Genomic DNA, 16,114 nt, shown 5'->3' with positions numbered 1-16,114 from the left:
GAAGGGTTTTTTCGTATGATTTGCAAACAGAAATGAGAAGGCGGTGATTACGCATGGACGGAAGCCCGAGTCCGAAGACACAACTGCATAGCATTGTGAAACCTTGGAACGGGAGAACCTGGATTCTCCTTGCTTTCCTATGCGCTATTCACTTGCCGACACTAATAAATGGGGTGGCTTCTTTTTTCATGCGAATAGGTTGAAGTGCTGGAACGAGTGCTTTGATCAGCAGATGAAAAGTATCCACGGTACAGTAACGGGTGTTTACTTGTGGGCGAATGAGCCTCGAATGAGAATTCAAGGTCATTTCATGCTGGCATTGGAGGGATTCGTGTGTGCATATGCACGCTGTATTCCTGCCCCGGTTGAAGGAAGCATGCTCGCAGGCAAGTGTAACCACCCGTGAATTGAGGGATTCCCCCTTTTGGTGCGGAACAAGTATGCGTATGCAGTGACAGCAAGGAAATCACGGTTCGGGTCATGCAGACCTCCCTGTAGACAGGGAGGTCTTTTTGCGTATTTTGGTGCACAAGAAGGAGGAATTCACATGGAAATGAAGGTCAATCAAGGGAAACGCAAATGGAATGTCATGTCCCGCAAAGATGCGGATCTGACTAATGCGAAGCTGGAGCAGCGCTTAATCGAGACATCGGAGGCTCATGTTGATGATGTGCTGGAGGAACTGAAGACGAAGCCTTACGGCTTGGATGAGATGGAGGCTATGCGCCGCTTGGAGGAATTCGGCCACAATCAAGTTGCGTATGAGAAGCCGCCTGCTTGGTATATTCAACTGCTGAGATGTTTTAAGAACCCATTTATTTTGGTACTACTCGGTTTGGATGTTTTTTCTGCACTAACGGATGATACAGAGGCGGTCATTATTATTTCGACAATGGTAACGATCAGCATCATCATCACTTTTATACAGGAATTCCGCTCTATGCGCACGGCAGAGAAGCTGAAGGCGATGGTAAAGACGACTGCTGCTGTCATACGCGGCGGACAAAGCCGTGAAATAGACATGGAGCAGCTCGTTCCGGGCGATATGATCAGGCTTGCTGCAGGCGATCTGGTTCCAGCAGATGTCCGGCTCCTGTCGGCTAAGGATCTGCTTGTCATGGAATCGGCGCTGACAGGTGAAGCAATGCCAGTAGAAAAGCGCGATATTGGCGTCATGCCTGAACAGCGTCGGATGAAGAGTGTTAAGAAAACGAAGCAGGCGCTAGAGCTCGATAATATGGGGTACATGGGGACGACGGTGGTAAGCGGATCTGCGACAGCAGTCGTTATTGCGACTGGAGCGCGGACATATTTCGGCGCGATGGCGCACAGCCTGGTTGGGGCTCGGCCAATAACTAGCTTCGAGCGCGGCATCAACAGTGTCAGCTTTGTGCTTATTCGCTTTATGCTTGTCATGGTGCCAATTATCTTTTTCATTAATGGGTTCTCGAAAGGCGACTGGTGGGGTGCACTGTTTTTTGGATTATCTGTGGCTGTCGGGCTTACACCGGAAATGCTGCCTGTTATCGTGACGTCGAATCTCGCGAAGGGTGCGATGGCAATGTCGCGCCAGAAGGTGGTTGTGAAGCGGCTTAATGCGATACAGAACTTGGGCGCGATGAATGTCCTGTGCACAGATAAGACAGGGACTTTAACGCAGGATAGAATTATTTTGGAGAAGCATCTGAACATCCATGGAGAAGAAAGCGAACAGGTGCTGCGGTATGCTTACTTGAACAGCCGCTATCAGACAGGGCTGCGCAATCTGCTTGATCGTGCCGTCGTCGAGCGGGCGGAGGAGAACGACCTTGCAAGCATCGATCATGATTACAATAAGGTCGACGAAATTCCCTTTGACTTCAACCGTAGACGAATGTCAGTGGTGCTGTCCAGAAAACAAGGCGAGCATCTTCTCGTCTGCAAAGGGGCTATGGAAGAGATGCTGTCCATATGCGATTCCATGTTGGATGGAAAAAATGTCTTTGGCATGGGACAGGACATGAAGCAGGAACTGCTGCGCAAAGCAAATGAAATGAACGAGGAGGGCCTTCGTGTTATCGGCGTAGCCATTAAGCTGATGCGGGATGGAACATGCAAGGAATCCTACAGTGCTGCTGACGAACAAGGTCTCGTGTTCGCGGGATACATCGGATTTCTTGATCCGCCGAAGGGTAGTGCGGCGCCAGCAATTTCGGCCTTGCTTGAGCATGGCGTAGCGGTGAAAGTGCTGACAGGAGATAACGAAGCGGTAACGCGCAAGGTGTGCCGTGATGTTGGCATCGAAACAGGGCGTATCGTGCTCGGCAAGGAAATTGATGATTTGAATGATACGGCCCTTGCGGAACTGGCTGATCAGACAACTGTCTTCGCGAAGCTGAATCCGATGCAGAAGGCGCGTATCGTCCGTGCGCTTCAGGAGAAGGGGCATACTGTCGGATTTATGGGGGACGGAATTAATGATGCGATCTCTTTGAAGGAAGCAGATATCGGTATTTCGGTAGATACTGCGGTCGATATTGCGAAGGAATCAGCAGATATCATTTTGCTTGAAAAATCGCTTATGGTACTGGAGCAAGGGATTATTGAGGGGCGCCGCACGTTCGGCAACATGATTAAGTATATCAAGATGACGGCCAGCTCGAACTTTGGGAATGTGTTCAGTGTATTGGGAGCAAGCTTGTTCCTGCCGTTCCTGCCTATGCTGCCGCTGCACCTGCTCGTGCAGAACCTGTTCTATGATATGTCGCAGTTGTCGATTCCTTGGGACAACATGGACAAAGAATTTTTGAAAAAGCCGCGCACATGGGATGCGAAGTCGATTGGCCGCTTTATGCTATTCATCGGTCCGACAAGCTCGATCTTCGATTTTCTCACGTATGGATTGATGATGTTCGTCTTTGCCGCAAATACGCCAGCAGATCAGGCATTGTTCCATTCGGGCTGGTTCATTGAGGGGCTGCTGTCACAAACCTTGATCGTCCACATGATCCGTACGGAGAAAGTGCCGTTCATCCAGAGTCGGGCAAGCTTGCCTGTTATGCTGTTGACGGTGCTTATTATGCTGATGGGCATTATGATTCCGTTCTCCGAGTTCGGTGAGAGCATTGGTCTGGTACCGCTGCCAATGTCCTACTTCCCATGGCTTGCTGCGATTTTGCTGGGGTACTGTATTCTGACGCAGTCCGTCAAGAAATGGTACATTCGCCGCTTCAACGACTGGTTGTAAGAGCTGAGATGCAAGGGCCAACAATGCAAGGAATGATGTAAGGACTTAATGCGCGCAAAAATAGAAGGAGGTTGCACCATGAAGCGTACAGCCTCCTTATCTTATTTAACAGTATGAAATGAAAATGGGAACCTTAGGCTGCCTACTGCATGTTGCACACAGTCTTCAAAATATCCGAACCAGTGCCAAGCTTGTAGCCTTGGAGCTGGTAACGGATGCGGTGCTGCTGATCCATGACTACAACCAGCGGATATTCCTGACCGTTCCATTCTGGAAGGGAGGGAAGAAGTGCCTGCAAGGACAGTCCATCCTCATCTACGCTATACGTTGTATGCTCCGGCATACCCTCAAGCTTGAATTCGCTGCGATTGCGCTGGCTTTCAACCATAAGCGCAATACGGCCCCCCCACTGATCGAGCTCTATCTTCAACTCGCGCAGTTCACGCGCAAGATGCTTCGATGGCTCGCGTTCTGGATCAAGCCATGCAAGGACGAGCCCTTGCTCCGTAATGTCTAGGCTCACCTTATCGGTCATGCGGCTCCACTGTTCTGCCGATACTGTATTGAGGATCGGAACATGAATTTCCTCCTTGCGGAATACGACAGGTACGGTTGTTGTATCGCCGGCATGTACGGTGAAGAAGGATAGGCGCACGAGCACGGTTCCATCGCTAAGACGTGTTCCGGTCGTCATCCGATAGTTGCCGCTCAATACCTCGTAAGGCTTATTGTACATATCCTTCTCGCCATATGGGAACGTCAAGGTGCGATAAGTGCCGTTCTCAAAGCGAGCGATCGTGAAGTTCAAGTAATAGGAAGCTTCTTGCTCGCCTTCACTGCGTGCAAATACAATCGCACCGCTCGCGGCTTCCGCATTATTCGACGGTTCTGCCGGTCGAGATGCTGCAGGTTCTGTGGCATCACCATGGAACACTGCGTCCTGCCAGATGCCGTTCTGCCAAAATTGCGGACGAATATTCAGCGGTTCGAGGCGTGCAGGTATGCCGACGCTGCGTGCCATTGCTACGAAGCAGATGTCTCGGCTCAAGCGATCGGCTTTTTTAATTGAAACACGCCGACTGGTGTAATCATGCCGTTATAGCGGTCTATTCGGCTCTCAATCGTAATGTCATTCGCTAAACGATCGACCAGCCGCTGCGGATTGGCTGCATAGGCTGCCTTCTCTTCGGCAGTCAGATTCGTTTGGAAGTATGTACGATACGGCTTAATCATTTCATAATGAGCGCGCGGACAGAGCACATAAGCGGTGAACAGATCTTCATCCTTCACTTGTTCCAGATAAGAAAGAGCTCCCTCCAAGTGATCCGTCAGTGTCTCGTTCATTGTATCCTGCGTATCCTTCTCATGAAGCGCTTCGAGCAGACGAAGCGGCCATTCACCGTGCTTCGGTATGTTGGTCTCCAGGAAGGCAGCAATCTCATGGCTGTTCCCGCGCGCGTTGCGAATCACCGTCCATACCCGATCCGCCGCCAAGGACAGCTTACCGGCCAATGAGTTCGCTTCTGCTTCACTCATGAAGGTGGCTTCATAAGCTGCGCGCGTTGCCGTTCCGTGTTGAACACGGCGGTCGTTTGCCTGTCGTTCTTCATCTGTCATCCGATTCTCGCTCTTGTCTGGTATCTCAGGAGGCGGTGCCATGTCAAACTCCATCATGTCGTGAATTTGCAGCTCGGATTGGAGTGTTACGGTAAATGTATCTGCATCGCCAACGGTAATATGGCGGAAGCCATATCCCTGCGCATTGCGGACATGGATCAACAGGTCGCCGTATCCAGTTGTAAACGCCACTTGTCCATTGTCATCCGTCGGCAGTGTCGTTACAGAGTAGAATTCGGCGAAGTTGTACATTTGGAAGTGGACCTCTGCCGAAGTTGCCTCTCCCTGCTCGTTGACAACCCGGATCGTAATGGTTTTATGCGGAGCGTAGTTGCCAAGCAGGTTAATCTCCGTATACCACGGATGGCTGGAGCAGGTTTCTTCCGGGCCGTTGTAATCTGCGGGCACACGTGTATGAACAAGCATGGCACGGCGGGAAGGAGCCTTGAACCAACCTTCGTTCAAGCGTGCTTCTGGCTCACATGCGCCAAGGAAGTACCAGGTTCCATCTGCCCAAGCTTCTACCCAAGCATGGTTCGAATCACAGTGCGCCCAGCGCGGCGTGTAGCATTGGCGTGCCGGAATACCGACACTGCGCAGTGCAGCAACGGCCAGTGTCGATTGTTCGCCGCAGCGGCCGAGAGCGGTGCGCACCAGCGTTAATGGCGAGACAGTACGTTGATCGGTGCCAACGTAAGTTGCCTTTTCATGGCACCAATAGTTCGTTTCCAGAATCGCTTCCATCATCGGTTTATCCTTAACCCGATCGACTAGCTCATGGTAGATCACTTCGCGGTTGTCGTCAATATTCTCGTTATTGACGCGATAGGGGAGCACAAAGTTCATGAAGATGTAATCTGGAATCTGCTTGCCCCAAGGCATCTCTTGACGCGTAGCCAACGTACGGCGCACATGAGCTAGGAAGAATTCACCGCCATAATCCGCTAGATCGTGAATGGGCATGTAGGCATATAAATACTTCAGGAGCAGACGCTCCTCGTCGGTCAATTCTTGATTCAATACGCTGAACAGTTCCTCTTCCCGGTGCTTAGCCAGCTTTTTTTATATTGAAACTTCTCTTCGATTTGTTGAAGCAATGTATCATCTGCATAGCCAATTGTGCTCGTCATCTCATTCATCAGCTCCATGTGTTGTTAGTCTGCGATGCTATTCGCGCCATACCTTCCCGTCTTCCTGAATGCGAATCCATTGCTGTCCATCATGCGATTTGGCAGATAGTAAGAAGGAACCGCTTGTCGTTTCAATCACAGGCTCGATGCGCCATACCTCTTCGCGTGCCAACTCCGATAAGCTGGAAGCGTAACGGCCGTGGCTCGCAAAATGCTGGCGCTGACGGTAATAGATCTTGCGCAGTTCCCACTTGATCAGCTCGTCCTGCGGCAATTGGAAGGAAGGTGCTGGTTGTCCTTCGCCTGCAAAGACAACAAAACCCCACATCTCTGGATAATGCATATTGATAATGCCTTGCGGGCTCCATACCCAGTTATACTCTGGGTAAGGGGTGTTCGTATCCGGGTTGATCATCTTGACGTACTGCCCGTCCTTTACCTCAGTACGCCACTCAACACGGGAGAAGTTCACGCGCCAATATTCGCCATGTTGCGGCATACGTCCTTCGGGCGCGCATTCCTTCAATACGCTCCAAGGCATTGCGACTTCAATGCTCCAACCCTTATTGACTGCATTCGGATTGTTGACCTCGCCATCAATATGGACAGCGGTGCGAATGCCGCGAATGTCCCAACCATTGATAGGCGGACCGCCGTCACGGTATGGTTTGGGCAGCAGCAAGTCCCAGATCGTGTTGAAGGCATTCATTTCGAACTCATAGTAGTTATGGGTGTCGCCATCTGGATCAATGAATATCTCGAAATCATTATCATAGAAAATGACGGAATCGCGCTCCGTCAATGTTGCCCATATTTGCTCCTCTTCCATTTCGGCACCGAAATAGAAATATTCGTCATCCCATAGCATCTTGACCCGGGTCTGCTTAAATGGCAGCGGTTTCAAGTCTCCCTCGATGTCGACGAATTCGTCTGTCCAAGGGGCATGAACCCAAAAAGACTTGTCCAATCGTCCATCAAGCTGCAGTGGTTCTGTGGCTCGGTGGCAAATGTAATGCTTCGGGTCGAACACGATATTTGGTTCGGGAACACTGCTTCTGTCCATCGTTCCATCCTCCTCTAGATGAATGCATGTGGTAGGTGTTGGAGAACACACAAAATACGCAAATCTGGTAATGAAGATAAAACTTATCCTTATACTAGATGGATATAATGGGATATTCAATAGGAAAACACGATTTTCAGCGAAAAAAGTTATCGGTATCTCAAATTTGTAAAAGCTGCTCTTCGACCCGTTATTCAATAACGGAAAAAGAGAGCATCCGTTAAGGATACTCTCTCTTCGCAACTATATGTTCGATCTGGTGTTATAGACAAAGTATAAAGTAGTGCCCTATAAAATCTAATCGTGAAGAAGGCAGCCTACTAAGCGAGAAATGCCTCAACTATAAAGCCGGAGAAGCAATCTGTGAATCTGGCATCCTACCAAGCGCGTTCGTATGGCTTCGGCTTCGGCAGTTCAGAACGAAGCGCTCGTGCGGCGCGCAGCGGCCAGTATGGATCACGCAGCAGCTCGCGTCCAAGAAGAACGAGATCTGCCCGGTCGTTTCGGACAATCTCTTCTGCGAGAGCTGGCTCGGTAATAAGACCGACGGCTCCAGTAGCAATGCCTGCCGATTGTCGAATTGCATGAGCATAAGACACTTGATATCCAGGGAATACGTCTATCGGATGCGGTACAACTGCACCAGAGCTGCAATCAACGAGGTTGACACCTTGATCCTTCATGCGGCGCGCATAATCAATATAAGCCTCTAGTGTGTTGCCTCCATCTGCATACTCATTCGCGGAAATGCGCACGAATACCGGCCCATCCCATTGGAGACGAACAGCGTCAATGACATCGCTTAAGAAGCGATATCTGCCTTCGGTACTCCCGCCATAGCTATCCATCCGCTGATTCGTGAGCGGAGAGAGGAATTCATTGATCAGGTAGCCATGGGCACCATGAATCTCGACGATATCGAAGCCGGCCTCCTTTGCTCTGCGGGCAGCCTCGGCAAATGCCTTCACCGTCCGGCGAATTTGCTCCTGCGACATCTCTTCTGGTACTGCGTAGTCTTCACTGAACGCAATCGCCGATGGAGCAATTGCGCCGGGAACAGTAGCTTTGCGCCCTGCATGGGCAAGCTGAATGGCGATCTTGCTGCCGTGAGAATGCACTAGATCAGTGAGCCTGCGCAGCCCATCAATATGATCGTCGCTCCAAATTCCTAAATCACGAGCACTAATTCGACCCTCTGGTGTGACGGCAGTGGCTTCTACGATAATCAATCCGACTTGCCCAACTGCACGCGAGGCATAGTGGATCAGGTGCCAGTCTGTTACTTTGCCATCTTCTTCATCACATGCATACATGCACATCGGAGACATGGCAATCCGATTCGGGATTGTAACCCCTCCAATTGTTATCGGTTCAAACAAGCGTGACATATGTAAAATCTCCTTCCATCTCCATTGGACTAAATCATGACTCAAGTCTATTATACGCTGATCCAGATTGTGGGTACAAATGACAGACTAGCGAAACTTTAGGAGTCAGCCGAACTCAGGGTCTGACGTTGAAGCCATGCAAGGCAGTCCGCCGTAACCTCATCCCGGTTCGTTTCATTGAGCAGTTCATGGCGCGCACCTTCATACAGCTTGCATTCCACTTGCTCCAGACCAAGTTGCCGATATTGATCTGCCAGCTTGCGCACACCTTTGCCATAATTGCCTACCGGATCATCGTCGCCTGCAATGAGCAGTATAGGCAACTGTTTCGGAATACGGCTCATGACTTCAGGGCGATGAATATTGCGCAGCAGTTTGAAAAAGTCCCGATAAAATCCTACTGTGCTCAGAAATCCGCAGTATGGATCCTCCACATATTTGTCTACTTCCTTCGGATCTCGGCTTAACCAGTCTACCTGTGTGCGGGCAGGCTGGAACTTACGGTTGAAGCTGCCGAAAGCCAGCTTATCAATGAAGGCGCTGCGATGGCGGGAGCCTTTCATCGAGGCAATCAGCTTCGTGACACTGACGCCTGCGAGCAGTTCCGGGCCACGAGGGCCGTTGCTTCCGCATAGGATGAGGCCATCAATCAAGTCCGCGTGTTCTGTTATATATTGCTGTGCCAGAAAAGACCCCATGCTGTGCGCGAACAGAAACAGTGGGGGATTGCTATGTTGTTCGCGGATTATCTTAGTGAGCTGCGCCATATTGTGCACCATCCATATGAAGCCGTTCTCGCCGATATAGCCTAAGTCCTGCTCAGTAGCTGCTGTGCGGCCATGTCCGCGATGATCGTTGGCGTATACCACATACCCGGCGGCAGTAAGTTCCTCGGCAAAGCGCTCGTAACGAAGCGCGGTTTCAGTCATTCCGTGAGCAATTTGTACAACGCCTTGGATTTCAATGGCTTCATCGGGCAACCAGTGGTAGACGTGAATACGCACGTTTTCTTCATCTAGAAAGTGAAAGGTGTTCGTTCTCATGAGAAGCCTCCTTATCGGCTATTGTTCCGTTATCCTTTACTTACATTATATCGAGAGCTTTGAAACGAAAGCCACGTTATTTTCTGAACAGGGCGTTGCGCCGAAATCGCCTGACTATGGTATGATACATTACAAATACGAAAATAGGAGGCGGTCAGATGTTCACACAAACACTTTATACAGGCGAGCGGGATAAGGATTATCCGGTTATTATTGGGCAGCTGTCCGCATTAATTGCAGGAGAGCCGAATTTTATTGCCAATTTGTCCAATGCGTCCGCGCTATTATGGCAGGGGCTGAAGGACATTAACTGGGCTGGATTCTATCTGATGGATGATGAGCGAGGGGAGCTTGTGCTTGGGCCGTTTCAAGGGCTGCCGGCATGTGTTCGAATTCCACTTGGACGAGGAGTATGTGGGGCAGCAGCGAAGGAACAGCGCACAGTAATCGTTCCGGATGTCCATGCATTCCCCGGACATATTGCCTGTGATGCGGCTTCACGCTCTGAAATTGTCGTCCCTCTGATGAAGGAGGGCAAGTGCATCGGTGTGTTGGATATCGATAGCCCGATTACGGATCGCTTCAACGAACAGGATCAGGAAGCGTTGGAGCAACTGGTGAGCGCTATTTTAGCCGAAAGCAAACTATAGAAAATATGAGTGGATGCATAAAATAGGGTATGGTGCTGCATGAAGGAGCGGATTATCGTTCTAGAATACCTCTGCAGCACCATATAGTAAATATAGGTAATTTTATTTTAGGGTTGAAACAAATTTTCAACTTCTCTATAATATTTGGTGTTAACAAAATTTGCTGGTGTAGCTCAGGGGTAGAGCAACGCATTCGTAATGCGTGGGTCGGGGGTTCAATTCCCTTCTCCAGCACCATGTAATGTCGATAACGGCGCGGTTTCCGAGCAATCGGAGATCGCGCTTTTTCCCTTTTTAGGGCGTCTTCTAACATTTTTTCTAACCTTTAGTCTAGTAAAGTGAAGTTTTAGTTTTTAAGTACGGCTTCTTGAAGATTTGGTAGTACATGCGAGTATGTGTCCAAGGTAACATTAATCATTTTTGGATGTATTTCCGCCTTGAGTAATAGTGTGGCATGAGTATGCCGAAGATCATGGAATCGTATTTTAGGGAAGTCCGGATAATCTTTTTAGATTTCTTTTATGATTCGATAATAATTGCGCATCAGATTCCTTTGGTTAACGGGCGTACCTTCGATTTCGATATTTTCCTTATGCGTAGCTTCATTCTTGAGTTTTTGATGTTGAAGAAAAAAAGTATTAGACCGGGGTAATTTTAGTAACGTAAATAGAGGATGGTTAGTTCATTATATGAGCTAATCTCCTCTATTTTTTGTTTAAAAGAAATATTAACTAAAGCTTTAAAGCTTGGTATAGATTATTTAATATATTCAGAATTGGGAGTGAGGCTGTGAGATTTTTTATGGTTCAGTTCTACTGTTTTGGTGCTTACTAAAGCAGTAAGTAATCTTATTAGAAGAATGCAAATAGGGACGTGAACACAATGGGATATGCTCGAAAAAATAGTAATAAACATTTTTTTAGAATAGTTTTATTTTTATTAAGTTTATCTCTTGTTGGTTGTACTGCAAAATTAAACTCATTTAGTTATGAAAGCGGTAACATTTTGCCAGAACTATTAACTATAAATACAAAAGGAATTGTCGAGCAAATTGAGCGCAGTAAAATGTCGGATTTTGGGTATAGATTTGCGAATGCTGAATATTCTAATCAAATCAGTTCCTTTGCGACATATTATATTCGTGAAGCCCAAAAAAATTCGGGGTTAATTTCTATTGATGATTACATAACAATGACACCAGATTTTTTGAGGAAATTTGAAAATGAATCAGCGATGGATCTTACAGATATTTTTACCACAGTAATGCTAGTTAATGATTTAGAAGGTATATCTGATTTAGCAAAGGAGAATATCTCTAAGTATTTTGATTCTTTGTACGACGATAGAATTGGATGTTACCGTTTGCCTAATAGTAATAACAGTGAAATATATGCAGAAAATATGTATCCAACATTTTTAGTTGAGCAAGTAGCTGCATTGCTAAATTTAAAAACAAAATCTGTTGACAAATGGTTAAAAGAAGCATCAACAGAGTTGCTACAACCTAATACTATTACTAGAAAAAATTCTAGCGCTTATGTAATGATGATGAAATTGATGCAATCTCATCACATAGAGTTATCAAAAATATCATCTGATCTGGTAAAGACTATGTTTGAGAATGATTTAGACAATATAGCAGAATTAATTAAATGCAATGAAGTTTATTTACCTATATATTTAATGGATTATTTGGATTTTAGTTTATTATTGAATATCGATAGCTCAGATTATCACGATCTAATAATAGACAGTATCACTGATGAAAATGAAATTAAAGATGGAGTCATACAGGCCTATGATCCCTTAGGCTTATATGCTGCAATATACTCCTTAAAATTAGCAGGTTATGATTTTAAAACCAGTCCGAATTTCAGTGATGTATTCGATGTATATAATTCATTCTTGCTGGATGAATCAACATACATTACCCCAGGATATACTGAATCGAACTTTGTTGATACCTATTTTGTAGATGCAATAACCAATGTTTTAGAAATAGAATCTCCTAATAGTATTGATTTGTATCTCTATGAAAAAAGAGATGATATTTTTCAGAGCGATCCAATAGTCATAAATAACTTTTTGGAATTACTGCAGAAACATAATTTGTTGCACATCATAGACAATAAAAAGCAAGAACTAGTAGACGGATTATTTTCATCCATGGATGATATATTAGCTAAAGAAACTTTAACAGCAAAGAAGTTGCCATATGTCAATGCTATTATACGTGCTTTAGAAATTTTAGAACGAAATTGGTCATTTAGTAAAACACAAGTAGATGAAATGATTGATAGTTTTACTGAGATCGACAACGTGCCTCAAAATACTATGAACTTAATTGAACTCGCTACATTTATAAACTTAATTAATCCGGATCGGGATGAAATCAAACCTTTATGTAACGAGATAATTAGTAATATAGTACATCTTAATGACCTTGATTTGAGTAATAAATTGCATGTACAGAGTAAGGCATTAAATCTTTTGCAGGATTTGGATTATAAGATTCCAAATAATGTAACAAAAATTGTGGGAGACACACTGATTAATGCACAACATACATCTGGCCTATTTAAAGGAGGTGATGCCACTGAGGACGTAGTAAGTTTCCGAAGTACCTACGATGCGCTGTTTCTGCAAAAGGTTATCTATCAAAAATGAAAAGGAATGATTATTTTGAAGAAATTTTCTAAGACGTTATCAGCATTAGCTTTAGGTACCGTTTTGATGGTTCCGGGTTCAGTTTTTGCTAGCACTGACACTAATGAGACTCAGCTAATTTCAGAAGAAATGGTTCGGCTTACAGTCACGAATAAAGCAACAAATGAAACAACAAGAAGTTTAGCAACAACAAGCACTGAAAGCAAAGAATTCACGCTTAAACAATATAATGACAACGGTGTTACGGTATACGGTTTTGATGTGGAAGATCCTTCATACCGACAGGCGGCCATGTCGTATATAAATAAATTAACTGGCGATACAGGGGCAGTCTTTCAGCCGGTTGGTTTACTGCCGGGAGAATCGGAGTATCAAAATGATACTCAAACAGATGGTAATGCAATGTCATATGCATGGAAAATAAATACTGCCGGTAACTGGGATAACAATTTTGAAGGAGGTCAATCCTCGGCTTGGAACGGTAGCGGAAATGCGAGCTACATAGTATTAAATCAAAATATTTCCGTAAGTGGAATAGGTGTTACAGTATCATGGCCCCCAGGTGTATCGGGTAGTTCTACTTCAGGATCATGGCAATCTCAACCCATAAAAGATAATGTAGCTGGAGCATCTTTTGCAGGAATGAAAGTTAGTGGAACTTCCTGGGCTACTTCCTTTAGTGAAAACGGGGATGTTTACGTTAATAACAGAGTATACCGTCCTGTAACCTATATTAAATTCAGTGTTTTTTAGGAAAAGACTTATGGTAGGTATTGGTATAATTCTTTTTTCAATTTTGTTTAAGTTGTGCACATCAGGAATGGATTTAGTAGCTTTGATTTTTGGGTTTATCGGATTACTGATTGTTATTTTTGGAGGTGTTAGTAAATCCGGCAAATCGTGAAGGGGGAATTTTACTTTGTCAGTATCAAAAGACTCCCGGCAACTGGTGCACCCATAAAGCTTACGCTAACTGTATATAGTCGAAAGGGATGTTGCTTACATATTTGATTTTAAAGATAATAAGTTCTTAGACTTGTGCTTTATGATGGTTATGTGGCCAAATACTTCAAATGAATAACACACAGCTAAAGCCGCATAGAAGATCATCTGGGATTAACGAGGATTATCGGTAAACGATTCGTAATGCGTGGGTCGGGGGTTCAATTCCCTTCTCCAGCACCATGTAATGTCGATAACGGCGCGGTTTCCGAGCAATCGGAGATCGCGCTTTTTCCCTTTTTAGGAGCTTCATCTACCATTCATCTACCCTTTATTCAGATAAAGTGGGGTTTTCCACTTTGTAGGAAGGAGAAACGGCTCGCTCGCGATTGGAGCTAATTGAATAAAATTGAGCCATTCCATTTGCTTGTTAGCACACTTCATTTTTAGCGACCTGCATATTATGTATTAACTCTTCTTCGAAGGGGGGGATGCTGCATGGTACATCGTCATAAAAAGGTGATTGTTGTGATCCTCAGACCTGGACAAAAAGTAATAGTTAAGTGTAGAAAGCACAGAAGACACCGCTAAAAATAGTTTCTGGCAGTGAACCTCATTTAATAGACAAGGTTCACTGCCACGCTCGTTAACTTAACAATCATCAATTTCTTTTAAACAGGATAAGCAAATTAAGGGATATTGATCGGAAAGTGAACATGTATGGAAAGTACCTTGATACAAAGTTGAGTACCACATGACGGTATTCGCGTGATAGCATGAAACATAGAAAAAGGCGGGGATGCACACACGGCTGCATATAGGCAGCGCATGAACCGGGGTATACTCGCATGAAGAAAAGGGACAAACCTATATGGCTTGTCCCTTTTGCATTACTTCTTGTTCGTAGTATTCACAATTGCTGTTTTGTAGTTCAACCAGGCAACAAAACCGAAAAAACTGCAGAAATGATATTTGTACATAAAATTAATAAGAATGTATTGATGGTTCTCCCCTCTGGCCGGGGGATCTTAACTTGGGTGATGTGACAGAGAGGGAAGAGGGCAAGAACAGTAATAGGATCAAGGATCAAAAGTACCGAATACAATTGCGAGCTTGTTTGTATTTGTCCGGACAGACGTGCCTCGACAGCTTAGCGATTCGGACGTTATTCAGATTCAAACATTCCTGCGGGACTATGATTTCATGGATGTGGATGTCCATGCAGACTTGTAATAAGTCGGCATAAACAAAAAATTGAAGGCTGACGATCTCATGCGTGATCTCTTCATTTTTGCTTATTAGACTATTGTACTCGCTAACTCAATCGGATGGAGTGCTTATCCCATATTTTTTCAACAATGATCGTATGGACTATGGCCAAATCGTCGATTCCGCGCAAGCATTGCATAGATTTAATGTCCATCAAGTTCCATCATTTGTTGGGGTGACACCGGAGTTCCTGTGAGTGTGCTTTCAAACATTTCAATAATGACCAGAAATCTTTCTGCTTCGCGGAACACATGATCGGCGAGCAGTGGATGAATGATGCTTTTTATTCGACAAGCTTCAATTAATTCGCGAGCTGTTTTCTTGAAATCACGTAATGATTTAACGGAAACTCTATTTTGATCTAAAAATTGGTCGAGAAGTGGAGCCGTTTGAGATTGAGGCCGCATGGAATCCAAGTCTCTTGCTTGAAATAATAACTGATCGAATTCATGACTGAATTGTTGTGCTTGTTCAACAAGCTTACGTTCAGAAGGATCGAGCAGATGACCGATAAACTTGGCATGATCCGCCATTATTCTTAAGAAAAAAACATTTTCATTGATAATCGCATCTGGTAGGGGGTCTAAATTACCAGTATTGAGTTGTTCAAGGCGATTTCTAAAGTAAAAAGCCTCTCTGCTGACGTGATCTACAAGCAGAGGGAAATTGTTCTGTCCCGGCAACTGACAATGTAAAATTAAGCCGAGGACCTTTCGTTTGAATGCCCAAATATGGGAGACCGCTGAATGCACTTCCGCATTGAATCTTAGAATGATCTGGGGATCTGCTTCAGCATCAAAGGTGTGAGACCTGGCTTTAATTGATTCAAAAATAGCATAAAAATGATTCGCTTCTTGAATGAGCTGAGTATCTTCACACCTAAAGCCTAGTTTTAAAAAAAGTGAATGCTCTTTCATGATTCGAGACCAAAATCTGATTTCGTCTAATGAACGAATGACAAATCCGTTTGACAAAAGCACCCCTCCCAGGTAAAAAACGCCGTTTTGTTTATATATAATAATGACAAATCATTTTTATGATTTAGGCAGCGTATGAACCGGGGTGTACTTCTTCTCGCATGCAAGTAAAGGGACAAACCTATATGGCTTGTCCCTTTAC

At 45.3% G+C, this 16,114-nt stretch carries 10 protein-coding genes and 1 tRNA gene; 5 read left to right on the top strand and 6 right to left on the bottom strand.

The window, feature by feature from the left end; translation table 11 throughout:
- Positions 1-547 precede the first annotated feature (547 nt).
- On the top strand, positions 548-3,226 hold the full coding sequence (gene mgtA / locus PAV_RS03445; RefSeq protein ID WP_005543552.1) for a magnesium-translocating P-type ATPase: 2,679 nt from the start codon (positions 548-550) through the stop codon (positions 3,224-3,226).
- A 142-nt stretch (positions 3,227-3,368) separates the two neighbouring features.
- Here the strand turns inward: mgtA and PAV_RS35820 are convergent, their stop codons facing one another.
- The 5 genes from PAV_RS35820 to PAV_RS03425 all read right to left on the bottom strand — a co-directional run bounded on the left by PAV_RS35820 (position 3,369) and on the right by PAV_RS03425 (position 9,467).
- Positions 3,369-4,274, bottom strand: coding sequence for a hypothetical protein (locus tag PAV_RS35820; RefSeq protein ID WP_051135048.1), 906 nt, complete (start codon positions 4,272-4,274; stop codon positions 3,369-3,371).
- Positions 4,271-5,863, bottom strand: a complete 1,593-nt coding sequence (locus tag PAV_RS35815; RefSeq protein WP_051135047.1) for a transglutaminase-like domain-containing protein — start codon at positions 5,861-5,863, stop codon at positions 4,271-4,273. Before PAV_RS35815 ends, PAV_RS35820 begins: the two co-directional genes overlap by 4 nt.
- Before the next feature lie 147 nt (positions 5,864-6,010).
- On the bottom strand, positions 6,011-7,036 hold the full coding sequence (locus tag PAV_RS03435; RefSeq protein ID WP_005543550.1) for a carbohydrate-binding family 9-like protein: 1,026 nt from the start codon (positions 7,034-7,036) through the stop codon (positions 6,011-6,013).
- Between the two features lie 377 nt (positions 7,037-7,413).
- Positions 7,414-8,424, bottom strand: a complete 1,011-nt coding sequence (gene namA / locus PAV_RS03430) for an NADPH dehydrogenase NamA (RefSeq protein WP_005543548.1) — start codon at positions 8,422-8,424, stop codon at positions 7,414-7,416.
- 98 nt (positions 8,425-8,522) lie between these two features.
- Complete coding sequence (locus PAV_RS03425; protein WP_005543546.1) at positions 8,523-9,467, bottom strand: alpha/beta hydrolase; 945 nt, start codon at positions 9,465-9,467, stop codon at positions 8,523-8,525.
- Positions 9,468-9,625: 158 nt separating this feature from the next.
- On the opposite strand from PAV_RS03425, the gene PAV_RS03420 reads away from it, so the two are divergent.
- The 4 genes from PAV_RS03420 (at position 9,626) to PAV_RS03400 (ending at position 13,537) form a co-directional block, all read left to right on the top strand.
- Positions 9,626-10,117, top strand: coding sequence for a GAF domain-containing protein (locus PAV_RS03420; RefSeq protein WP_005543545.1), 492 nt, complete (start codon positions 9,626-9,628; stop codon positions 10,115-10,117).
- A 162-nt stretch (positions 10,118-10,279) separates the two neighbouring features.
- Positions 10,280-10,354 (top strand) — tRNA-Thr (locus PAV_RS03415).
- Between the two features lie 645 nt (positions 10,355-10,999).
- Positions 11,000-12,784: a hypothetical protein gene (locus PAV_RS03405; RefSeq protein WP_005543543.1), complete on the top strand. Its 1,785-nt coding sequence runs from the start codon at positions 11,000-11,002 to the stop codon at positions 12,782-12,784.
- A gap of 15 nt (positions 12,785-12,799) precedes the next feature.
- Positions 12,800-13,537, top strand: coding sequence for a hypothetical protein (locus tag PAV_RS03400; RefSeq protein ID WP_005543541.1), 738 nt, complete (start codon positions 12,800-12,802; stop codon positions 13,535-13,537).
- Between the two features lie 1,601 nt (positions 13,538-15,138).
- On the opposite strand, the gene PAV_RS03390 is transcribed toward PAV_RS03400, so the two are convergent.
- On the bottom strand, positions 15,139-15,969 hold the full coding sequence (locus PAV_RS03390; RefSeq protein ID WP_005543538.1) for a DUF2935 domain-containing protein: 831 nt from the start codon (positions 15,967-15,969) through the stop codon (positions 15,139-15,141).
- Positions 15,970-16,114 lie beyond the last annotated feature (145 nt).

It is taken from the genome of Paenibacillus alvei DSM 29 (assembly GCF_000293805.1).
Classification (GTDB): domain Bacteria; phylum Bacillota; class Bacilli; order Paenibacillales; family Paenibacillaceae; genus Paenibacillus_B; species Paenibacillus_B alvei.
The sequence above is the reverse complement of the archived record's forward strand: the minus strand, read 5'-3'. Positions and strand labels throughout refer to the sequence as shown.

Coding starts and splice junctions, on each gene's coding strand:
- mgtA (WP_005543552.1), top strand. CDS start 548: ATGGAAATGAAGGTCAATCAAGGGAAACGCAAATGGAATGTCATGTCC.
- PAV_RS03435 (WP_005543550.1), bottom strand. CDS start 7,036: ATGGACAGAAGCAGTGTTCCCGAACCAAATATCGTGTTCGACCCGAAG.
- namA (WP_005543548.1), bottom strand. CDS start 8,424: ATGTCACGCTTGTTTGAACCGATAACAATTGGAGGGGTTACAATCCCG.
- PAV_RS03425 (WP_005543546.1), bottom strand. CDS start 9,467: ATGAGAACGAACACCTTTCACTTTCTAGATGAAGAAAACGTGCGTATT.
- PAV_RS03420 (WP_005543545.1), top strand. CDS start 9,626: ATGTTCACACAAACACTTTATACAGGCGAGCGGGATAAGGATTATCCG.
- PAV_RS03405 (WP_005543543.1), top strand. CDS start 11,000: ATGGGATATGCTCGAAAAAATAGTAATAAACATTTTTTTAGAATAGTT.